The organism is Enterobacter sp. SA197, assembly GCF_054131575.1.
Genome location: NZ_CP096393.1, coordinates 2,503,467 through 2,525,304 on the forward strand (window position 1 = coordinate 2,503,467; position 21,838 = coordinate 2,525,304).

General features: G+C 54.6%; 15 protein-coding genes and 1 pseudogene. 6 read left to right on the forward strand and 10 right to left on the reverse strand.

All coding sequences use genetic code 11. The features are described from left to right. Positions 1-23 precede the first annotated feature (23 nt). The 6 genes from M1D91_RS11765 to M1D91_RS11790 all read right to left on the reverse strand — a co-directional run bounded on the left by M1D91_RS11765 (position 24) and on the right by M1D91_RS11790 (position 9,718). Positions 24-1,160, reverse strand: coding sequence for an MFS transporter (locus M1D91_RS11765; RefSeq protein ID WP_437433871.1), 1,137 nt, complete (start codon positions 1,158-1,160; stop codon positions 24-26). A gap of 159 nt (positions 1,161-1,319) precedes the next feature. After that, complete coding sequence (gene tehA, locus M1D91_RS11770) at positions 1,320-2,282, reverse strand: dicarboxylate transporter/tellurite-resistance protein TehA (protein WP_437433872.1); 963 nt, start codon at positions 2,280-2,282, stop codon at positions 1,320-1,322. 115 nt (positions 2,283-2,397) lie between these two features. Then, on the reverse strand, positions 2,398-4,473 hold the full coding sequence (gene glgX, locus M1D91_RS11775; protein ID WP_437433873.1) for a glycogen debranching protein GlgX: 2,076 nt from the start codon (positions 4,471-4,473) through the stop codon (positions 2,398-2,400). 83 nt (positions 4,474-4,556) lie between these two features. Further along, the gene (gene treY, locus M1D91_RS11780; RefSeq protein WP_437433874.1) at positions 4,557-7,037 is read right to left on the reverse strand and encodes a malto-oligosyltrehalose synthase; all 2,481 of its coding nucleotides are present in this window, start codon (positions 7,035-7,037) and stop codon (positions 4,557-4,559) included. Continuing rightward, on the reverse strand, positions 7,034-8,821 hold the full coding sequence (treZ, locus tag M1D91_RS11785; protein ID WP_437433875.1) for a malto-oligosyltrehalose trehalohydrolase: 1,788 nt from the start codon (positions 8,819-8,821) through the stop codon (positions 7,034-7,036). Before treZ ends, treY begins: the two co-directional genes overlap by 4 nt. 195 nt (positions 8,822-9,016) lie before the next feature. After that, positions 9,017-9,718: a GntR family transcriptional regulator gene (locus M1D91_RS11790; RefSeq protein WP_437433876.1), complete on the reverse strand. Its 702-nt coding sequence runs from the start codon at positions 9,716-9,718 to the stop codon at positions 9,017-9,019. Between the two features lie 243 nt (positions 9,719-9,961). Here M1D91_RS11790 and M1D91_RS11795 point away from each other — a divergent pair, with 243 nt between their 5' ends. Continuing rightward, complete coding sequence (locus M1D91_RS11795; protein ID WP_437433877.1) at positions 9,962-10,891, forward strand: DUF7916 family protein; 930 nt, start codon at positions 9,962-9,964, stop codon at positions 10,889-10,891. 50 nt (positions 10,892-10,941) lie between these two features. Here M1D91_RS11795 and M1D91_RS11800 read toward each other — a convergent pair whose 3' ends face one another. Beyond that, positions 10,942-11,526 (reverse strand): NUDIX domain-containing protein, encoded by a 585-nt coding sequence (locus M1D91_RS11800; RefSeq protein WP_437433878.1) that lies wholly within the window; start codon positions 11,524-11,526, stop codon positions 10,942-10,944. 88 nt (positions 11,527-11,614) lie between these two features. Between M1D91_RS11800 and M1D91_RS11805 the strand changes: the two genes are divergently transcribed. After that, complete coding sequence (locus tag M1D91_RS11805; protein ID WP_437433879.1) at positions 11,615-12,373, forward strand: DeoR/GlpR family DNA-binding transcription regulator; 759 nt, start codon at positions 11,615-11,617, stop codon at positions 12,371-12,373. Between the two features lie 13 nt (positions 12,374-12,386). On the opposite strand, the gene M1D91_RS11810 is transcribed toward M1D91_RS11805, so the two are convergent. Then, a complete protein-coding gene (locus M1D91_RS11810) occupies positions 12,387-13,010 on the reverse strand; it encodes a GNAT family N-acetyltransferase (protein ID WP_437433880.1) in 624 nt (207 codons plus the stop codon). Positions 13,011-13,091: 81 nt separating this feature from the next. Between M1D91_RS11810 and M1D91_RS11815 the strand changes: the two are divergent. Further along, positions 13,092-13,790, forward strand: a pseudogene (locus M1D91_RS11815) (BglG family transcription antiterminator); the annotation flags it as partial. Between the two features lie 998 nt (positions 13,791-14,788). Here M1D91_RS11815 and M1D91_RS11820 read toward each other — a convergent pair. Then, on the reverse strand, positions 14,789-16,063 hold the full coding sequence (locus tag M1D91_RS11820) for a glycoside hydrolase family 10 protein (RefSeq protein ID WP_437433928.1): 1,275 nt from the start codon (positions 16,061-16,063) through the stop codon (positions 14,789-14,791). Between the two features lie 292 nt (positions 16,064-16,355). On the opposite strand from M1D91_RS11820, the gene M1D91_RS11825 reads away from it, so the two are divergent. Further along, positions 16,356-16,679 carry a hypothetical protein gene (locus tag M1D91_RS11825; protein WP_437433927.1) on the forward strand — a complete coding sequence of 108 codons (324 nt, stop codon included), beginning with the start codon at positions 16,356-16,358 and terminating at the stop codon, positions 16,677-16,679. Between the two features lie 95 nt (positions 16,680-16,774). Here the strand turns inward: M1D91_RS11825 and lysC are convergent, their stop codons facing one another. Next, positions 16,775-18,136 carry a lysine-sensitive aspartokinase 3 gene (gene lysC / locus M1D91_RS11830; RefSeq protein ID WP_437433926.1) on the reverse strand — a complete coding sequence of 454 codons (1,362 nt, stop codon included), beginning with the start codon at positions 18,134-18,136 and terminating at the stop codon, positions 16,775-16,777. Between the two features lie 616 nt (positions 18,137-18,752). Between lysC and M1D91_RS11835 the strand changes: the two genes are divergently transcribed. Together M1D91_RS11835 and M1D91_RS11840 are read left to right on the forward strand one after the other, a co-directional pair. Next, a complete protein-coding gene (locus M1D91_RS11835) occupies positions 18,753-20,138 on the forward strand; it encodes a diaminobutyrate--2-oxoglutarate transaminase (protein WP_437433925.1) in 1,386 nt (461 codons plus the stop codon). Between the two features lie 11 nt (positions 20,139-20,149). After that, on the forward strand, positions 20,150-21,613 hold the full coding sequence (locus M1D91_RS11840; protein ID WP_437433924.1) for a pyridoxal phosphate-dependent decarboxylase family protein: 1,464 nt from the start codon (positions 20,150-20,152) through the stop codon (positions 21,611-21,613). Positions 21,614-21,838: the final 225 nt, after the last annotated feature.

Here is a 21,838-nt window from a genome sequence, read left to right on the forward strand (position 1 = left end):
GGCAGCCGTCCCTTTAAAAAGCGTCAACTGGCCTGTCCGGAAGCCAGCAGCTGGCGTATATGGTAAGAAAGCAGGAGGGCAAGCAGCAGCAAGACAATAACAAAAATAAAGCCGTAGCCCAGGGTCGCGTGATGTGCGATGTAACCAATAATGGCCGGCCCGGCAAGTACGCCAATATAACCCAGCGTGGTGACGGCAGGAACCGCGACCATCTGCGGCATGCTGCGCTGTTTACCAATCCGGGAAAACATGACCGGCACAATATTCGCGCAGCCTATCCCGATGAGTAAATACCCGGTCAGCAGGAGTGCCAGCGGCGCACTGTAAATAACAATGATAAAGCCCGCAATGGCGGCGGCAGTACCGGTTAATACCACGCGTAGCGCCCCAAAACGCTGGACGAGATAATCGCCCCCCAGACGCCCTGCGGTCATTGAGGTGGCAAAGGCAGCAAAGCCGAGGCCGCCCAGGGATTCAGGGATGTCACGACTGTCGACCAGGTAAACCGCGCTCCAGTCCAGGACCGTTCCTTCCGCCATAAAGATAATGAAGCAGATCAAGCCGAGCACCAGAACCGTTCCCCTGGGCAGTGCAAATGCGGGCCCTTCTGAAGGATTAGCATAGGGCAACAACTGCCTGAAGCTGATGATAAGAAACACAAGCACCAGAGCGGCGATGGTCAGGGTGGCGGCAAGGATAGTCAAACCTGAGGAGAGTAACGCGGTCATGGCCCCGGCCCCGGCAATACCGCCCACGCTGTACATGCCGTGAAAACCAGACATCAGCGGCCGGTCGGACTGCTTCTCCACCAGTATTGCCTGGACATTCATGGCACAGTCGGTGACGCCGACACCAACACCAAAAACCAGCAGGCTCAGGCCCAACAAGAGGGGTGAACTCACCAGTGCGAGAAAAGGCATGGAGAAGAGAATCACACCCACGGCGGCGCTGATGACCGCCCGGCAGCCATATTTCGATGTCAGCGTGCCTGTAACGGGCATCGCCAGCATGGCGCCAAGCCCCAGACACAAGAGTAACGTCCCCAGCAGCCCGTCATTCGCTCCGGTGTTGAAACGGGCAAAAGGAACAATCACAGCCCAGGTGGCCGTCACCAGTCCGGCAATAAAAAAGATCACTCTGGTGGCTATTTTTTCATTCATCTGCGGCTCTTCCTTACGCGTTAAGCTCGACCGTCCATGTCTGCCAGGATGATAACTGGCATGCTCATTTCTGGCTTGTTTTATTCAAGTGTTGCTCGATGATGATTGATATTGCTTGATTGTGCAACGTTAGCCTTTGCTCTGACGAAGTCTACCGGGCTACTTCACTGCCTGACGCACTATCAGTTGCCCCTTCACCAGCAGCATAACTGTCTTGACCATCAGCAGCCCCATAGCCAGGTTTGCGCCGACAAATAACGGGAACGCCATCCACCAGAGTGCGCCGCCGGGTGCACCGTGTCCAAGCTTGATGGAGGTCGTCGCCAGCGACGCGATGCCGAACGAAAAACTCCAGAAAGAGGGGTTAAAGGGTTGGCTGCTGTACCAGGGAAGAAGGCGAATCATAAACAGCATTTGCAGTAGCCCATAGCCAAACAGCAATTTGGCGAAGACATCCGCTTCCCCCCCGTTGAGGCTCAGCCAGGCGCTACAGGCAACAAACGCCGGTGCCATCTGAATACCGAGCGAGGTGCGCACGGCGGGCGTCATCTCCTCCAGGTTACGCAGCCTGCTTAAAATAGCGGGTTCGAGACTGAGCCAGGAGAGAATACCGGCCCCGAGAAAAAGCAGGCCGACATCGGTAAACCCCATCGCGCCGCAGGCCATCGCGCTAATAAAATTATTCGCTACGGTTGGCAGGTAGAGACCCGGCGTGGTGGCCTCTTTGGGATGGCTGCCACGCCATAATCCTGCCGTTTGCCAGGCGGAATAGGCGAGCTGGGCGGTGACGGCGACAAGAAAAAGCGCGAGGGCCAGGGCGTGAGTCCAGGGGGCCAGACCGATGGCCACCAGCATCGACGTTGCCGGTATAAGACTGACAAAACTGCTTTTTAACGGGTGGGTTATCTCTTCAATAATGGAGGCACGGTGTAACACGAAACGGCTGGCAAAGGCGACGAGTAACAGCCCCCAGAGAATGATGGCCAGAATGATAAGCACATTGGCGGGCAGGGTGGTTACCGGCCAGATAGTAGCCGCATAACGCCAGGCGAAGCCCAGACCGATAATGCCAAGCACCATACCAAAGTAGCCAGCCGGAAGATTAATATGCGAGTTTTTCATGGTGTAACTTTAAAAAAGGAGGAAGCGCAAAGTGTATAGCGTTGGCTGACGGGCGTAAATCGGGGAGCCCTGGGGAAAGGCGGTGTAACGCGTGACAACGTCACACCGCACGGGGTTACGGTCTTCTGAACAGGACCAGGCTACGGCCTTCCAGCTCGTAATCCGTCTCCTGGGTAATCACCTGACCGGGCGTCGCAGTCTCGGAAGTGGAGAGCTCCAGCACCCAGCCACCATCCCCGAACTGCGGGATGCGGAACGGCACTGAGCCTTCATACGGGTTAAAGAGCATCAGTACGTCATGCCAGACACCAGGTTCGGTTTGCAGATCAGGTCGGCCAATATAGGCGCCAAGGGTGGTGCCTTCTTCCCACTGCTCTGCTTTTTGCACGCCGCCGCCTGCGTTGAACCACTCGATAATCATACCGTCACGCCAGTTTTCCCGGCGCAGCAGGGGCTGAGTCTTACGCAGCGCAATAAGGTGACGGGTAAAGTCCCGTAACGCCTCATTGGAGGCGGGCAGATCGTCCCAGTGTATCCAGGAGACTTCGCTGTCCTGACAGTAACCGTTGTTGTTGCCCATCTGACTGCGTCCAAACTCGTCACCTGCCAGCAGCATTGGTGTGCCGTGGGAGAAGAAGATAGTGGCGAGGAAGTTACGTTTTTGCCGCTCGCGAACGGCATTAATGCCTTCGTCATCCGTCGGGCCTTCGGCACCATAGTTATAGGAGCGGTTATCATTATGGCCGTCGTTATTGTCTTCGCCATTTTCCTCGTTGTGCTTCTCGTTGTACGAGACAAGATCGTTCAGGGTGAAGCCGTCATGGGCCGTAATGAAGTTCACGCTGGACCAGGGGCGTCGACCACGTAAATCGTAGAGGTCGCCTGAGCCCAGCAAACGCGCAGCAAAGTCGCCTGAAACATTATCACCCTTCCAGTACTCACGCACCGTATCGCGATATTTGTCATTCCACTCAGCCCAGCCAGGCGGGAAGCCGCCGACCTGATACCCACCGGGGCCGATATCCCAGGGTTCGCCAATCAGTTTGAGACGGGAGAGCACCGGGTCCTGCGTGATGGCGTCAAAGAATCCGCCACGCTGGTCAAAACCCTGCGGCTCACGACCAAGAATGGTGCCGAGATCGAAACGGAAACCGTCGATGTGCATGGAATCGGCCCAGTAACGCAAGGAGTCCATGACCATTTGCAACACGCGCGGATGGGAGGTGTTCACGGTATTACCCGTTCCGGTGTCATTGATGTAATAGCGATGCTGATCGGGCAGGGTGCGGTAGTAGGAGAAGTTGTCGATCCCCTTAAAGGAGAGGGTCGGGCCAAGTTCATTCCCTTCGGCGGTGTGGTTATACACCACGTCCAGGATGACCTCGATACCGGCATCGTGGAAAGCACGCACCATGTCGCGGAAGCCCTGAATGTTACGCGGCCCGTAATAGCGTGAGGCCGGAGCAAAAAAGCCGAGGGTGTTATAACCCCAGAAATTTTTCAGGCCGCGGTCGAGCAGATGCTGATCGTCCGGGAACCAGTGGACGGGCAAGAGTTCCACCGAAGTGATGCCAAGGCTTTTAATGTAGTCAATGCTGGCTTTGTGGCCCATCCCTTCAAAGGTGCCACGCAGCTCAGGTGGCAGGGCGGAATTGAGCTGAGTAAACCCTTTAACATGGGTTTCATAAATGACCGATTCCGACCAGGGAATGACAGGGCGGTTTGTATCCTGCCAGTCCACAGCATTGGGGTCGATGACCTGGCACTTCGGCATAAAAGGGGCGCTGTCGCGCTCATCAAAGGTCAGATCTTTATCTTCATGAAGAAGATCATAGGCAAAATGCGCGTCATTCCATTCGATATTGCCGACCAGTTCGCGGGCGTAGGGGTCAACCAGCAGTTTGTTGGGATTAAAGCGATGACCATTTTCAGGATCATAGGGGCCGTAGACCCGATATCCATACAGTGCCCCAGGCTTGAGGCCTGGCACGTAACCATGCCAGATCTCGTGGGTATACTCAGGCAGCTCCAGGCGGGCGATTTCTGTTTTTCCGCTTGGATCAAACAGACAGAGCTCAACCCGTTCAGCGTGTGCAGAAAAGATCGCGAAGTTAACCCCGTCGCCATCAAAATTAGCACCGAGCGGCAGACTTTCGCCCGCGGTGATGTAAAACGAATTTCCGTTAGCCATTAATCCTTCTCCATAACATGTTTCATTTTTTAATATTCACAACAATGTTTACAACGGACGAGAATAGTTTTATAGCAAACGGATCAGCCACTTAGCACAATCATATGGGTATGATTATCCAGAGCGATGCTGTCTGTTAGCGAAACGGTTTCCCCGGTCAGACTGTTCTGCCAGGTTCGCCCGGCAAGCGTAGCCGGAAGGCGCACCTCGGTTGACTGCCAGCCGCGGTTGTCTGCATTCAGCATCAGGCGGGGGAGCACAACAAGCACAGCCTCATCTTCGTGCTGACGGGCAAAGGCAACCACCTGACGGGCCTGTGTGCCGGAAGGCGTCAGCGGCAGGTAATCACCGAACCGGAACAGCGCCGGTTTGTGCTGACGTAAATGCAGCAGTCTGGCGGTAATGTGCTGCTTCAGCTTGCCGCTTTTCAGCCCGGCGTCGTCGAAGAGGACCGGATCGCTGACGTCGTCCAGCATAGTCCCGAGCGCGGCATAATCCGGCTCACGGCGGTTGTCAGGGTCAACAAGGCTGAAGTTAAGCCCTTCGCTGCCCTGGTAGATGTCCGGTACGCCGGGGGCCATCAGCTTAATGACCGTCTGCGTAAGCGTATTGCTCAGGCCTGCACGGATAAAGGGCGCCAGCGAACGGGTAAAGTCCTGCAGGAAAGGTTCATAGTGCAGAAGATGGGATACGTAGCCGAGCACGGCCTGCTCGTAGGCGTCGTTGTTGTTATCCCAGTTGGTACGCAGCTTCTCTTCGCGAAGCGCTTTCTCAACGTAAGGTAAAAAACGCGCTTCGAGCGCCTGCAGTCCCGCTTTGTCCTCCGGCTCGAGGGTGACCGGCCATGCGCCCGCCAGCGCCTGATAGATCATCCAGATACTGCCGGAGCGGGGTGCCAGGCCATCTTCAATCCTTACGACCTGAGACTGGTTCATTTCGCGCCAGCGGATCACATGTTCCGCCCACACCTGCGGCGCCTCGGTCAGCGTATAGAGCCGTGCGCGAGTGTCTTCGCCGCGTTTAGTGTCGTGCGTCGACGTGGTAGAAATCGCGTCCGGCTGGCATGCCCGCCGTGTTTGCATATCCTGATGGAAACGCTCAATGGAATAACTACGCGGCAGCGGTTCCGCGCCGACCTCATTAAGCGCCAGATCCATGTGCTGACGGAAAAAGAGGGTATCTTCAACCGATTTCGCCATCAGTGGTCCGGTGAGCTGCTGGAAACGGGTACGCAATTCGGTGGCCTGTACCCGTGCCGCTTCACTCACCTCGCCCGCGAGAAGAGTGACCAGGAATTGTAACGCTTCGGGATGGGGCGCATTCGGGCTGGCGCTGACCGCCTTCGCGACCTTATCGAGCATCGCCCGATCGGCAGACGTCATACCCTGTGCCGTTCCGTAGGTGCGATAAACCGGGAAGGTGACCAGCAGTTCACGCAGAACAGCCCGAACCGGTGTCTCACTGATAGTGACATTTTCCGTCTCAGCGATGGCCATACAGAGCGCGAGCAGGCGGGTAAATTCGCCTTCGAAGTTACGATCAACCATCAGCAGCTTGGCTTTACGCAGCTCACTTTCCATATCCACTGAGCGATCGAGTACCTCTTCGTAAAGGCTGAACAGGGTCTCCGTCTTTTCGCTGTCTACCAGCGCATCGGAGAGTGAGGCGATAAATTCATAGCCTGTGGTACCAGAGACAGGCCAGTCAGCAGGAAGCTGTTCTCCTTCGCCGAGGATCTTCTCGACGGTGAGGTAGCACGCTGGTCCGGCATGGTGGCGCAGCTGTTCGAGATAGGCCTTCGGATCGGCAAGACCATCCACGTGATCGACGCGAAGCCCGTCCACCATACCCTCGTGGACCAGCTCAAGGATTAACCGGTGGGTGTCAGCAAACACGACCGGATCTTCTACCCGCATCCCCACCAGGCCTGTTATCTCGAAAAAGCGACGGTAAGAGAGTTCAAAAGGCGCGTTGCGCCAGCTCATCAACCGCCAGGGTTGCCGCGCATGCAGTTCAGCGATCCCGGCATTATCCGTCAGGTTCAACCCTTCGGTTGTACCCGGCGCGAGCGGGTAAAAGTTGTCAAAATAGGCAAGCGATGGCGTGCCGGTTTCAGGGTCCGCCTGGACGCTGAGCTCGCCATTTTCCAGTACAGCATCAAAATGATCGCCGAGAAAAGGCAAGGTGAGCGGACGGGACCAGTCGATATCGAAATGGCGGGCGTAACGGCTCTTCTCACCGTACGCAATGACATCGCGCCACCAGCGATTCTCCAGTGAGGCGGCCATATGGTTCGGAACGATATCCAGAATCAGGCCGAGTCCGGCCGCTTTGAGCGCCGCACTCAGGCGGTCAAATCCTTCACGGCCGCCAAGAACCGGATCGATTTCATTCGCATCGGTGACATCGTAGCCATGCGTGGAGTCACTTGTCGCCGTAAAGATGGGTGAGGCGTAGAGATGGCTTATCCCCAGTTTTTTAAGATAGGGGACCAGCGTAACCGCACGATCAAAGGTCATCCCATTACGAAACTGCAGGCGATAAGTGGCGGTCGGGATACTCATAATGCCTCTCCTGATGCAAGGCGAACAACAACTGAACGAGGGGGCAGTTCATTGCCCATACCCGGTAGCGCGAAAAGCGTGGTGCCGGGCAGATCCGGAACAGGATGTGTCTGCGTACTGATATTTACCGCCAGGGAGAGGGTGCCTTTCGGGAAAGCCCAGGACACGGCAAAGAAGCCCGGTGCCGTATGGATAACCTTGCCGCAGCCTCCTCTGGCGGTCTGCAAAAGCGGAACGATATGTTGCTGGCGCAGCGCCAGTAGCTGGCGGCTCAGTGCAAGCCAGGATTTTCCTTCCGGCGTCTCCTGCGCGGCCCAGTTGAGGGTAGATGCCGCAAAGGTGTCGGGGGCGTTCGGGTCAGGCACATCGGAACCTTCATATCCCGAATGACCTTCAAACTCTTTTGCCCGTCCTTCACGAACCGCTTTCGCCAGCTCACCGTGAAAATCGGTAAAGAACAGGAAAGGTTGCGTCTCACCGTACTCTTCACCCATAAACAGCAACGGTATATGGGGCGAAAGTAGCAGGGCGGCGTAGAGCACCTGGGTTGTTTCCGCGCCAGCAAGCGTTATCAGTCGCTCCCCCAGTGCACGGTTTCCTACCTGATCGTGATTCTGTATAAAATCGACGAAAGCGACCGGAGGCTGGCTGCGGCTGTCCACGCCACGCTTTTCACCGCTCTGCGACGATACCTCGCCCTGGTAGGCGAACCCTTCAGTCAGCGCACGCGCAATCAGTTTTTCAGGGGCTTTCGCGAAATCCTGATAATAGGCATGCGTTTCGCCTGTCGCGAAGACGTGCACGGCGTTATGGAGATCGTCATTCCATTCACCGGTAAACAGCGGCGCCGTACCGTCCTCTTCACGCGGGTGGAGTGAAATAATATTGCGGCAGTCTTCCGTGGTGAGGTGAACCGGTCGGTCCGTTATCTCGGCACGGATGCGTTCAGCGATTTCAATAAGAAGGTGTTTTTCAGAATTATCTTCAATCTGATCGATAGCGTCGAAGCGCAGTCCGTCAAAGTGAAACTCTTTCAACCAGTATAACGGGGCGTCCCCGATGTAGTGGCGTACGGCCTCCACATCATAGGCAATACCTGCTCCCCAAGGGGTCGAGCGCGATTTATCAAAGAAGTCCGGCGACAGCAAGGGCAGGTAATTACCCTCAGGGCCAAAATGGTTGAGTACGATATCGAGCACGACGGAGAGACCCAGACCGTGAGCAGCGTCAACAAAGGCTTTCACGTCATCCGGTGTGCCGTAGGCGCTGTGCGGGGCGTAAAGCAATACGCCGTCATAGCCCCAGCCGCGGTTACCGCCCGCCTGAGAAAGCGGCATCAGCTCAATCTGGGTGATACCGAGATCGGCAAGATAAGGCAGTTTCGCGATGGCAGCCTGCAGTGTCCCTTCGGGGGTGAAGGTGCCCACATGCAGTTCATAAATCACCGTTTCTTCCCACGGACGTCCACGCCATTCCGTGTGCTGCCAGACATAGTGGTGCGGGTCGATGACCAGAGAAGGGCCGTTCACATCGGCTTTCTGCGCCCGGGAGGCAGGGTCAGGAATAACCATCCCGTCTTCAAGTACGTAGTGGTATTCCGTTCCGGGTTTAACGCCCTCTACACGCAGTTCAAACCAGCCATCTCCCTGCGGTTGCATGGGGAGATCGTTACCGGCAAGTCTCAGCGTAATGGCTGGCTGCCCGGTCGCCCAGACACGAAAAAGCACAGCGCCGTTATCCAGGTACTCAGCGCCCCAGCGTTTAATAAATGATTTTGACTCCATTCAACTCCCTCGTTCAGTACAAAGCTGTCAATGGACGGCGAAGATGTCCTCACTGCCGGACACCTGAAGGCTTACGAAGCAAATCATAGTCTATTCCTGGAAAATAGATGTGACAGTGTCACTTAGGCGAGGGATCTTACCCCTCAAAAACAGGTTAAGGAGTGAATTTTTTGATGAGAGGAAAGGGCGGCGGCGCTATTCGCCCTGTCGATGCAACTCGAGTGTAAAGTCATAGTACTCGTTGAGACACCAGGTCCAGGTGTGTTCAACCGGGACATCGTTATGGCTGAAGCCGGTGCGGGTCACCAATAAGAGTGGCGACTGGGGTTTCACAGAGAGATAGTGCGCAAGACGTTCATCCGCAGCGACGGCCGAAAACCGCTGACTGGCACGTAAAACCGGCGCGCCCTGCCGTTCAAGATAAAGATAGAGTGAATCATCCAGACTGCTCAGGTTTACCAGCAGCCGGGCAGGGAGGAGGGCAGTTTGCAGGGAAACCGCAACGCCGTTTATTTTTCGCAGTCGCGTCAGCTCCACCACCTCACCCTGTTCAGCAGACAGATGCAGGATACGCCGTTCCGTATCGGTTGACGGGCGGCGGGAAAAGCCCACCAGTTCACTCTGCGCCTGGCCACCATTCGCTTTTGCCATTTCACTAAAACTTTCAAGCATCGGCATGGACTGGCGGATATGCGGCGCGACAAAAGTACCCGATCCCTGACTGCGCAGCAGAATACCGTCCTCCAGAAGCAGCTGAAACGCTTTGCGTACCGTCCCCCTGGCAATCTCAAGCTTATCGACCAGCTCACGCTCAGAGGGGAGCACATCACCGGGACGTAATTCTCCGCGGGTGATGGCCGTTTTAATGGCATTCACCAGTTGCCTGTAAAGGGGCATACCACTTCGGGGATCGAATCTGAAAAGGTCTGTAGTAAAGGACATAATCATCAACTGGTTCATTATATCATGTACCAATTGTTATCCATGTTGGCTGTTCTGTCACCATTCTGCTGAAAAAAGCCGCCTGCTCACCCGCGATAACGATCACAAAATAACCTTGATGCAATGGCAGTTAGATAATGCATTCAGCTAATGTATATGAGTGGTACATAACTGGTATACATTTTGGGAGAGGGGTAGATGGCACAAAAAAGATTACTGGATTGTTGCGCTTCTGAACTGGTACAGCTCGATAAACACGGGCTGATTTATGCCATTCGCGCCAGTGAAGGGCGGGTAGTGATGAGTGAAACCATCGCCATTACTCAACCCTTATTACCTGGCGTGACCAATGCAGAAGTAGCCGCGTCGCAGGGCGCTGATATTCTGCTGCTCAATATGTTCGACTGTCATACTCCCCGCATTGAGGGATTACCTCCCGGCACGCCTGGGCAAGCGGCAATTAAGGTTTTACAACGGCTGACCGGGCGTATTATTGGTGTCAATCTGGAGGCCGTGGACCCGGACTTTGCCGCCCGTCATGATGACATATGGGCCATGACGGCGGGGCGGGCCGCTACGCCTGAAAACGCCCGTGCCGTAGTGGAGATGGGTGCCAGAATCATTGTGCTGACCGGGAATCCAAATAATGGCGTAAGCAATCGTGCCCTGGGCGTGGCACTTAAGGCCATACGGGATGCTATAGGTGACAGCGCACTGCTTATTACCGGGAAAATGCATGGAGCGGGGCTGGTGGGTGAAAGCGGCAGTGCCATTATTACCGAAGAGGATGTTGCCTGGTTTGCCGACCAGGGTGCGGATGTGGTTCTGATCCCCGCGCCAGGCACCGTGCCGGGAATGAGCCAACAAAGGGTTACGTCACTGACTGAGGCCGCGCATGCGAAGGGGATGATGGCGATGACCGCCATCGGAACCTCGCAGGAAGGCGCCGATGTCAGCACTCTGCGCCAGATTGCGCTGATGAGTAAAATGGCCGGAGCAGATATGCATCACATTGGCGATACCGGATTTATGGGCATTGCGCTGCCGGAAAATATCTATGCTTACAGTGTGGCCATAAGAGGGGTGCGGCATACCCTGACGCGCATGGCCCGCTCGGTACTGCGCTAAGGGTGAATGAAATGAGATATCCGCAGGAGCGCGGATATCTTTGAATCGCGTCAGAGAATACCTTTCAGGGCAACGTGATAGAGCAGCATTATCGTTTTTGCGTCCACTATCTGGCCGTTTTCAATGGCGGCCAGTGCTTCTTCAAGCGTTATTTCCAGTACTTCAATATCCTCGCCTTCCTCTTTTAGACCGCCTCCCTCACTGACCCGATCGCCAGGATTATAGTGCGCAATGTAGAAATAGAGCTTTTCAGTGACAGAACCGGGGCTCATGTAGGCTTCAAAAATTTTCTCTACCTTCTCAATTCGATAGCCGGTTTCTTCTTCCGCTTCAGCTTTGATGCGGTTTTCAGGGTCCATGTTATCGAGAAGACCCGCCGCCGCTTCGATGAGGTTACTCTCATGCCCGTTTACAAAGACCGGGAAACGAAACTGCCGCGTGAGGATAACCGTTCGTTTCTCGCGGTTGTAGAGCAGAATGGTTGCGCCATTCCCTCTGTCGTAGACCTCACGATGTTGCCGTTGCCATTCGCCGTTCTGTCGATGCAGGTCAAAGGTGTATTTTCTTAACGTATACCAGTTATCGGACAGCAACTGACTGTCCGTAATGCGTACTTCTGCACGTTTTGATTGCACGATCGCTCCTCCATACGTAGAGTAGACATCATAAACGGCATTTTCGTGCATTATCAAGATAACTCATGCAAAAAGAGGGCGCGTCATTATGCTTACCCGGCAACGCAAAGGTTTAATCCTCGATATGCTACGGCGCGAGGGGCAGGTCTACTCTAAGGCGCTCAGTCAGCAGTTTGCCGTCTCAGAAGATACTGTTCGTCGGGATCTGCGGGAGCTTGCGGCAGCGGGCGAGTTGCAGCGCGTTCACGGTGGTGCGCTCCCGGCTTCAGGCGCAACGGCAAATTTTGCAAATCGCCAGCTCCTCAGCCTTGACTCCAAAAAACGGGTGGCGCGTAAAGGTGCCGGGCTTATCTCCCCGGGACAGGTTGTCATCATTGATGGCGGTACCACGACGGCGGAAATGGTGGCCTTTCTGCCGCCTGAGCTCAATATCACCGTGGTGACACATAGTCCGGGTATCGTCCTGGCGCTGGTGGAACATCCACTGATTGATGTGATATTAATAGGCGGGAAATTATTCAAACATTCGGTTGTGACAACCGGAACTACGGCCATAGAGGGAATTTCCGCTATTCAGGCCGATCTCTTTTTTATGGGGGTGACCGGTTTACACGTTCAGACGGGACTGACGACCGGGGATTATGAAGAAGCCAGCGTAAAGCGTGCCTTTTCGCGGCGGGCCGCAGAGACCATTGTGCTTGCTTCCTCCGAGAAGATAAATGCGGCGTCACCCTATGTCATCGGCTCTCTCTCTCTGGCCGACACGGTTGTCGTAGACGCTGGTGTTGAACAGGGCCTCGCGCTCTCGCTTGAGGCGGCAGGGGTGATGGTCATCACCGCAGAATAGTTTCTGTTCCCGCTTACCGAGCGCCAGGATCAATAAGCGGGATGTGCGGTGCGGCATGGCGCGGCAGATGGCCGGTCAGCCGCGGATCCGGGCGCATCTCCACCTGAAACGCATAGGGCCTGAATCCCGAGCGAATATAAAAATTGAGAGCAGACGGGTGGTCAAAAGTGCAGGTATGCACCCAAAAACGGGTAACAGGTTTTGACCAGGCAAGCTCAATGGCTTTCGCAATTACCGCTCGACCCACTCCTTTCCCGGTGGTTCCCTGAATAAGCCCCAGAAAAACCAGCTCACACTGCCCCTGCTCGCGAAAATCAAGCTCCAGTAAACCGATGTCCTGACCCTGATCGCGAATGACATAGATAGTGATGAGATCGTTATTCAGAATATTTTTTAACGTCTGATCGGGCATAAAAAGCCGGGAAAACCATAACCAGTTTTCACCCACTTTGCGAAAAAGTGCGCGGTATTGTGCCAGGTCATCGCCGATAAAGGGTTCCAGCGTCACGCCTGCTGGCAGGGGGCAGGTGGCTTGTTGCGGTTTCTGGTGCATCTCAAGGCAGGTCACAACCGAGGCCACGTGGCCGGCCGGGATATCGGAATAACCGAATCCGATGTTGATATTGGATGAATTCATCTTTCTCCCCTGGTAACTTCCGATGTTTTTAACAAGTCCTTCACTATGCCATAGCAGCATAAAAACAAGAAAGGACAAACGGCGCACCCAGGCCATCTTGATGCAATCTCCTTAATGCCCGAAGAGGTGCTCGATATGGCGTCGATGATCATCAGTCTGGCAAATGCCCGGCTGACAAATAAGGTCAGAGAGCAAATTTTCTTTACTCTCGCCGATCATCTGATGTTTGCCATCGAGCGATATAAGAAGGGGATCGCTATCCAAAACCGGCTGCTATCAGAGGTGCGCCGTTTTTACCCCCAACAGTATCGCGTCGCCAGCGAGGCCGTCGCGGCGATTACTCAGCAGTACGGCCTTCATCTTCCGGATGAAGAGGCAGGGAATATTGCTTTTCACCTGGTTAACGGGCAGACGCAGGGGGATGACGTCGGCCAGACCATGCAGTCGGTGAAGATGCTAAAGGATATTTTTAATCTGGTGCAGTATCACTTTAAACAAGCGATCGACACTGAATCACTTAACTACACCCGTTTTCTGGTCCATATGCAGTTTTTCCTGCAGCGGTTACAGGAGGGAGAACTGGATAAATCCCGCGACAACTTCCTCCTGGTGCAAATCATCAAAGAGTATCCGCAGGTTTACCGTTGTTCACTGTTGATACGAGACTATGTCAAATCACAGCTTGATCTCACTCTCGGTGGCAATGAATTGTTATGGCTTACTGTGCATTTGGTGCGTATTACCGGGGCGGATCATGCCCCCGGCATTGAGAGTGTGTGATAAGGCGAACAGGTGGCACAGTGGGAGCGGTCCATTCACCTTACGCATGGAGTGCTTCCAATGCCGCGCCACTTGTGAATAGCATCGCGGTGAACCGCAATATGTAACGCAGGCGGGGTGTTCCATTCACCTTAAGCGTGGTGTGCTTCTGATGCCGCGCCACTTGTGAATAGCATCGCGGTGAACCGCAATATGTAACGCAGGCGGAGTGTTACGTTCACCTTACGTACCGTTTTTCTCTGTTGCCACTCCACCCGTGAACGTGCAAGGGAGGCTCGCCGCCGCCTCCCTTGCAACCCGGGCTCCCGGCCAGGAAAATCGCCGCTTCGCGGCATTATTCGCCCCATCCCTGGGGCTCACCCCTTCGGGGCTAGCGCAGGCGCTATTCAAAATTGCTCCCGGCAATTTTGTCGCCTTATGCCATCTGACTGTCGGGTCGGGGAGCAGCCTGCGTTCCATGCAGGCTATCTCCTCCGCCGGCTTCCCTGCGGGCGGCCCCGGTCAGCCGTCAACGCCGCATCGATTTTCAGCCGGACCACAACACCCTCGCTGCACGTTACAGTATTAAAAGAAACGCCGGTTTCGCTTTTCTAAAAACGCGACAGCTGTACCTTTTTTCATCAGGCTACTGGCTTGCCGCGAGGGGGTTGAGTCCCCGCTGAAACCGGCGAGCCGGAGGCCGGAAGACAAGGACTGGCCGCCAGGGAGGGCGGACAGAGGTTTGTCGAGCCAGGACGGCGAGTCAAACCGGCCGCAGGCTGAGGGCCGGGAGGTGAGCGCAGTGCGCAGCACCGGTTTCGGTGCGGGGCCGCGGGGATTGCAAAGGGGGCCGCGGTGGCCCCCTTTGCACGTTCACGGGTGACTGTTTCGGCATGTTCAGCTGGTCTGGAGGTGAACGTAACATACCTCAGCGCCGCCCGTTTCCCCTCACCCCGACCCTCTCCCCGGTGGGGCGAGGGGGAAAAGCGAGTCGCCGTCCGGCATCAGGAGGAGGGCGATTACTCACCCCACCGGTGCTTAAGGTAGCTGACCGCATCCCGCGTTTGCGGCTGATCCAGATAACCCTCTCTGAACAAAATGGTGCCGCTGATTTGCGGAATTGCGTCATTTAAATCCAGCTGTCTTTTCAGCTCCGGCACGCCGCCGCCCACCATCCAGTCAGGCTCATTTTTTGCTGCGAGACCGACTTTGTAGAGTGCTACGCCAATATAGAGTCGCGTTTTCGTCGGTTTTACCACCTCTGCCCACCATTTTGCGAGCACATCGTAACGGGCCGCATCGCGCGCAAATGGCCAGTAGATTTGAGGCGCAATGTAATCAAGCAACCCCTGTTGTACCCAGCGTCGGGTATCGGCGTAGGATTCATCGTAAGCCGCTGCCCCCCGCGTCTCAGACCCGGCCGGGTCGTGAGAGCGATTACGCCAGACGCCCGCCGGGCTTACGCCAAATTCCACGTTGGGATTGAGCTGTTTAATAGTGCGCGAGACCTGCTCAATCAGCAGTTGGGTATTATGTCGCCGCCAGTCAGCCTTAGAAACGAACCCCTGACCGTACTGCCTGAACGTCGTGCTGTCATTAAGCGCAGACCCTGCCGATTCGGTATAGAAATAGTCATCGAACTGCACACCATCGACAGGATAACGCGCCACTACTTCTGCAATGATGCTGGTTATCCAGTCGCGCGCTTCCGGGATGCCCGGATCAAGGACATAGCGATCGCCGGAGGTGCGGATCCAGTCGCGATGCAGAACAAAAACGCTTGCCGGATTCAGCGGCAGGGTACGGTTAAGCTCCGCCGCAGTGGAGGGTTTGATATTGGTGGAAACCCGGTACGGGTTAAACCAGGCATGTACGCGAATGCCGCGTTTGTGGGCTTCGTCCAGCATGAATTGCAGAGGATCATATCCCGGATCCATACCGATGGTGCCCGTCAACATATCTGACCAAGGCAGGATCTTCGACGGCCAGAGCGCCGTGCCGTCAGGTTTCACCTGAAAAAAGACCGTGTTGATGCCAAGGCTTTTCAGCTTATCGAGCTTCGCGATCAGCGCTGCCTGCTGAAGGCGAATACGCACGTCCGGGCTGCTCCCATTCACCGAATTTAACGGCGGCCAGTCAAGACGGGAGACCGTGGTTAACCATATCCCGCGCATCGGCTCTCTGTTCTGCTGCGATTTATCCGCAACAGGATGCGTGCTAACCGGAGGCAGTGGCGTAACAAGCGAGACAGGGGCTTTCGGAGTGCAACTGGCGAGTAAAAAGGCCGCTGCCATGTACGCACAACTTTTTTTCAGTTTCGTTAGCGGATAAAAACGACGCGAGCGGTTAATGGGATACTCCAGTTTTTCGTTTTCGGGTTGTCGCCTGGAGGCTCATTTTCGGCTTATTCAGGGGTAAGTCAATGATGTAAAGGCTGCATATATTATGAAGACCACCCGTCCGTTCCCGCGCTTTACGAAGGTCCATACAAAGTACCTACGTAAATTCGTAGGTCACCCAGGCTTGCACACCACTGAAATGTGGCCCTAAATGGTGCGTTTGAATCAATCCCAACAAGGAGATGTTATGAAGAAGCACACACGTCTTGCCCTCGCACTTATTTTCACCGTTCTGCCAGGTGTGGCCTTTGCAGGTGAGGCGCATGTCTGTAAGTCTGATACCGTTTCGCAAGCTTCCGGCAACGCCGCGCTTTCAGATAGTATCGTGTTCACCTGTGGCGCAGGTGTGTCGGGGACTATCCCGCAACTAGCCAAGTCTGGCTGGCAGATTGTTCAGGTACTGGAGCAGGCTGATACCTCCTCCCTGCGAGCCGCAATGCAGCCCGGAAAAGTCCCTTCCAACCCGGAAGAGTTAATGAAAGCTTACTGGCAGTTAGTCATTCAAAAATAGAGGGCAGGCGGCACACCCAGGCAAGGCTTAAAGAAGGAAGCAGGTATCAACGCATCGGCGGGCGAGTCGCTACTGACTCGCCCGTAAAACACGCGTTATTCAAACAGCGCGCGATGCAACGCCCTGACTGCGTTGTCTGAAGCATCTGCTGGCAGCAGGATACAGAGCGTCTGATCAGACGCACCGTGACAAATCATGCGCACATGATGTTTTTCCAGTTCGGTAAAGACATCTTTGCACACCCCAGATGCCTGGGTGAGCTCGTTGCCTATCAGGGTCACCAGATCCAGCCCCGTCTCCAGCTCTACGCGGCAGCGCGAAGAGAGTTCGGTCAGTAAGGCGGTGGTCAGCGAATCCACATTACCGGAGGTCGCACTGGAGGAGTTGAGAATCAGTGCAATGCTGGTTTCCGACGTTGTCACCAGATCCAGCGCGGTATGGTGGCGAGCCAGTACGGCAAACATCTCCGCCAGGAAGCTGCAGGCTGGCTGCGTATTCAGGCTATGAAGTTTGAGCAGCGTCTGTTTACGTCGCACCGCCAGTGCACGGTAACGGGGTGGGTTATCAGCATGCCGACAAACCAGCGTTCCGCCGGCCGAGGGCGTTTTGCTAGAGCCGACAAAAACCGGGATGTCTTTGCGTATCGCCGGGAGCATGGTCTGGGGGTGAAGCACCCTGGCACCAAAGGCTGCCATCTCGCTGGCTTCAGAGAAGGAGACTCTCTCCATGCGCTGCGCTTTGGGCGCGATACGCGGATCGGTTGTGTAGATCCCGGCAACATCTGTCCAGATATCCACGCGAGCCGCATGCAACGCTTCGCCAAACAGTGAGGCGCTGTAGTCACTGCCACCGCGGCCGAGCGTTGTCGTTTTGCCGGTCGTATCGCTGCCAATAAATCCCTGGGTTATCACCCGAACCTGCTCAGTACGCGGGCGTAACAGTTTTTCTGCCAGTTCAGCAGTTTCTGCTATCTGGGGTTCCGCACAGCCAAAGGCGTCATTCGTACGGATGACCTTACGGGCATCAAACCACTGCGTATCGATACCACGCTCACGCATGACTTCGACAAACAACAGACTGGACATCAACTCGCCATGACTGACCAGCGCGTCACTCAGCGCGGTCGTGGCACTGTGCTCTGCGGTTTCCGCCAGACGGCTGATGTTTTCCAGCAGCAGATCAATTTCCTGACCAATGGCTTCAGGCTGTTTCAGGCGGGAGATGATGTTGTACTGGATGGTACGCAGCGTTTCAATCTTGTCCAGCCGCTCACCGCCTGGCAGACCTGCGGCAAGTTCGACTAAGATATTGGTTACGCCTGCGGAGGCAGACAGCACGACGAGACGAACATCGCTGTCAGCAAGGACGATGGAGGCACTACGGTTCATCGCGTCAAAATCGGCAACGCTGGTACCGCCAAATTTGGCAACGACGATTTGTGGATAAATGCGAGTCATAACAATCTCATTTCAGGGCGCCATCACGAGATGGCAAGAAAATTTTCATTCTCGGCTTAAGGGAAGGTGACTTCGCCTTACGAAATGTCCGCCCGCGAACATTTCTAATTACAACCCAGGAGTACGGTCCTGTTGTCGATAACGTGTTTTGCCTGCACACGCTACGGGGTGTGATGCGCATTATATGGCTTAAATTATTGGTTTCCTTTTTCTTATCGGAATTGAGTTTTTACTCATTCGCAACCCGGAACGTTTGTCGTGAAATCGTCACGTCCGAACGTTAAAGTTCGGATCCGTTGTTGTTAAAAAAAACCTGTTGGCTCGCCGTCCAGGTATATTTAGCGCGGGCATAGTAAGTGATTTAACCGTTGGGATCGACGTTTTCCTTACTCTTTAAGATAAGCCGATGAAAAAAATAATAATTTTTATAAAAGAGGCTTCGTTGTTTGTGTTAAATAACGGTATGATTTGAAAGGAAATTTTTTGTAATAAACCGCAAGAAATAAAACGTTGAGTCCGCTGCTAAAACAACATATATTAGCCGCGTTTTTTTCAACCCTAACCATTAACCTTTATTCAACCCGGCGTTCTTGATACCCGCGGTTGTAGGAGTGATATGATGACGGATAAAGTCCGTATTGATTCTTTGAGTGCTAATTCATTACCGCAAAGCAATGAAACCTTTTTAGCAAGACAAGCTGAGTTTGAATCTAACGTCAGGAGTTATCCGCGTAAACTGCCTCTGGCAATTGCCAAAGCGCAGGGTGTCTGGATTACCGATGTTGAAAATAATCAATATCTTGACTGCCTCGCAGGTGCCGGGACTATGGCGCTTGGTCATAACCATCCTGAAGTGCTTCAAAGCATCCAAAGTGTCATTACCAGTGGCTTACCGTTACATACGCTCGATCTGACCACGCCGCTGAAAGATGAGTTTTCATCTTATCTGCTGTCGCTGCTGCCAGGTCAGGGCAAAGAGTACTGCCTGCAATTCACAGGACCTAGCGGCGCTGACGCCGTTGAAGCGGCGCTGAAACTGGCCAAAAAAGTTACCGGTCGTTCAGGTGTCATCAGCTTCTCCGGCGGTTACCACGGCATGACCCACGGTGCGCTCTCTGTTACCGGCAATCTTTCTCCAAAAGAAGCGGTGGACGGCATGATGCCGGAAGTGCAGTTCATGCCTTATCCGAATCAGTACCGTTGCCCGTTGGGTATTGGTGGTGAAGCTGGCGTAAAAGCGCTGACTTACTACTTTGATAACCTGATCAATGACGTTGAAAGCGGCGTGCGTAAGCCTGCTGCGGTGATCCTGGAAGCTGTGCAGGGCGAGGGCGGTGTTAACCCGGCTCCCGCTGAATGGTTACAGCGCATCCGTAAAGTGACCCAGGAACATGGCATTGTCCTGATCCTCGACGAAGTGCAGGCTGGTTTTGCACGTACCGGCAAATTCTTTGCCTTCGAACACGCAGGTATTGAGCCAGACATTATTGTGATGTCCAAAGCGGTGGGCGGCGGTCTGCCGCTGGCGGTTCTCGGTATCAAAAAACAGTTCGACGCCTGGGCACCTGGTCACCACACCGGTACCTTCCGTGGTAACCAGCTGGCGATGGCGACCGGCCTGACTACGCTTAAGATCCTGAAAGACGATGGCATTGCCGACAAAGTCGCCAGCCAGGGTGAGTGGCTGAAAGGCAAACTGGCTGAGCTGCAGAAACGTTACCCGGTCATCGGCCACGTTCGCGGCCTGGGTCTGATGATCGGTATCGAAATCGTTAAACCTGACGAAGCGCAGGATCATATGGGTTGCTACCCGGCGGATGGCGAACTCTCTGCGTTGTTGCAGAAAGAGTGCTTCAAGGCTGGTCTGATCCTTGAGCGCGGCGGCCGTCATGGTTGTGTGCTGCGTCTGCTGCCATCGCTGTTAATTTCCAATGCTGAACTGGAAATTTTCCTCGATAAATTTGAAAACGCAATGCTGGCTGCCGGCGTAAAACCTGTTTAATCGGAGTTTACATGTCTGATTTAAATCTGATTCTTTCAGGTTCTGCGCAAAGTATCGCTGCCTATCAGGACGCTATCGACCAAAGCACCCAGGCGGTGGTGGAGTGGTTGAAGCAACCTGAAATGTATCAGGGTAAAACCGTTGCGCAACTGCGCGAGCGCATCAACCTGGCGTTTACGTCTGAAGGCCTGGGTAACCAGGCCGCTATTGAACGTGCGGTTGAATACTTCCTGAAGGACAGCTTGTCCGTTCACCATCCACAATGTGTGGCGCATTTACACTGCCCGAGCCTGGTGATTAGCCAGGCCGCAGAAGTGTTTATCAATGCGACCAACCAGAGCATGGACTCCTGGGATCAGAGTCCATCCGCCACCATTATGGAAGTGAAACTGATTGAATGGTTGCGTGAGCAGGTCGGTTTCGCCGCCGGTGACGCGGGCGTGTTCACCAGCGGCGGTACGCAGAGTAACCTGATGGGCCTGATGCTGGCGCGTGATGCCTTTTTTGCCCGTCAGGGTCACTCCGTACAGCAGAACGGTTTGACCGGTGATCTCAGTAAGCTGAAAGTGTTCTGTTCTGAAAATGCACATTTTTCTGTGCAGAAGAATATGGCGCTGATGGGGCTGGGTTACCGTTCCGTTACTCTGGTGAAAACGGACGAATTCTCGCGCATGGACGTGAGCGATCTTGCCGAGAAACTTGCGCTGGCAAAAGCCAGGGGTGAGCAGGTCATGGCCATCGTTGCTACTGCCGGTACGACCGATGCGGGCGCTATCGATCCGTTAGCGGAGATTGCGGCACTGGCAGCAGCAGAGAATATTTGGGTGCACGTCGATGCTGCCTGGGGCGGTGCGCTGTTGCTGTCCGAGAAGTATCGTCATTACCTGAATGGCCTGGAGTTAGTGGATTCCGTTACGCTGGATTTCCACAAACAGTTCTTCCAGACCATCAGCTGCGGCGCGTTCCTGTTAAAAGATGCGCATCATTATCAGTTGATGCGTTATCAGGCAGCCTATCTGAACTCAGATTTTGACGAAGAGCAGGGCGTACCGAACCTGGTATCCAAGTCTCTGCAAACCACGCGCCGTTTCGATGCCCTGAAATTGTGGATGGGCCTTGAAGCGCTGGGTAAAAAGCAGTATGCCGAAATTATTGATAACGGCGTAACGCTGGCGCAGGACGTTGCGCAGTTCGTCACCGGGCAGCCACTTCTGGAACTGGTAATGAAGCCGCAGCTGGCGAGCGTGCTTTTCCGTTTCCGTCCGGAAAGCGGCGATACCGCATCTGTCGCGCTGCTCAATCAGCGCATCGGTGATGCCTTACTGGCATCTGGTGCGGCGAACGTGGGAGTAACGGAAGCAGATGGCGTAACCTGTCTGAAGCTGACCTTGCTGAACCCAACGGTAAACCTGGAAGATGTAAAAGTGCTTCTTGCCAGTGTGGAAGCGTGCGGTATGCAGTTGCTGAACGCCTGACAGCCCTGAGTGCCTGAATCAAGCCGGTTGCAGAAATGCAGCCGGTTTTTTTTGAATAACAGTTACGACAGGTTATGAGTAGAGAGAAAGGGTGCGGTAAGGTAAGCAAACAGCGTCAATGATAGTGCCCTCACTCCTTCATTTAACATAATATACATTATGCGCACCAAGGTAACGTAAGAGAGAATACGCTGATTTGTGCTCATGGTTGTGCTGCTCAAGAAC

What these genes read in the sequence shown, in the direction of transcription:
- M1D91_RS11765 (WP_437433871.1), bottom strand. Translation starts at nt 1,160, where the DNA reads ATGAATGAAAAAATAGCCACCAGAGTGATCTTTTTTATTGCCGGACTG.
- tehA (WP_437433872.1), bottom strand. Translation starts at nt 2,282, where the DNA reads ATGAAAAACTCGCATATTAATCTTCCGGCTGGCTACTTTGGTATGGTG.
- glgX (WP_437433873.1), bottom strand. Translation starts at nt 4,473, where the DNA reads ATGGCTAACGGAAATTCGTTTTACATCACCGCGGGCGAAAGTCTGCCG.
- treY (WP_437433874.1), bottom strand. Translation starts at nt 7,037, where the DNA reads ATGAGTATCCCGACCGCCACTTATCGCCTGCAGTTTCGTAATGGGATG.
- treZ (WP_437433875.1), bottom strand. Translation starts at nt 8,821, where the DNA reads ATGGAGTCAAAATCATTTATTAAACGCTGGGGCGCTGAGTACCTGGAT.
- M1D91_RS11790 (WP_437433876.1), bottom strand. Translation starts at nt 9,718, where the DNA reads ATGCCCCTTTACAGGCAACTGGTGAATGCCATTAAAACGGCCATCACC.
- M1D91_RS11795 (WP_437433877.1), top strand. Translation starts at nt 9,962, where the DNA reads ATGGCACAAAAAAGATTACTGGATTGTTGCGCTTCTGAACTGGTACAG.
- M1D91_RS11805 (WP_437433879.1), top strand. Translation starts at nt 11,615, where the DNA reads ATGCTTACCCGGCAACGCAAAGGTTTAATCCTCGATATGCTACGGCGC.
- M1D91_RS11810 (WP_437433880.1), bottom strand. Translation starts at nt 13,010, where the DNA reads ATGAATTCATCCAATATCAACATCGGATTCGGTTATTCCGATATCCCG.
- M1D91_RS11820 (WP_437433928.1), bottom strand. Translation starts at nt 16,063, where the DNA reads ATGGCAGCGGCCTTTTTACTCGCCAGTTGCACTCCGAAAGCCCCTGTC.
- M1D91_RS11825 (WP_437433927.1), top strand. Translation starts at nt 16,356, where the DNA reads ATGAAGAAGCACACACGTCTTGCCCTCGCACTTATTTTCACCGTTCTG.
- lysC (WP_437433926.1), bottom strand. Translation starts at nt 18,136, where the DNA reads ATGACTCGCATTTATCCACAAATCGTCGTTGCCAAATTTGGCGGTACC.
- M1D91_RS11835 (WP_437433925.1), top strand. Translation starts at nt 18,753, where the DNA reads ATGATGACGGATAAAGTCCGTATTGATTCTTTGAGTGCTAATTCATTA.
- M1D91_RS11840 (WP_437433924.1), top strand. Translation starts at nt 20,150, where the DNA reads ATGTCTGATTTAAATCTGATTCTTTCAGGTTCTGCGCAAAGTATCGCT.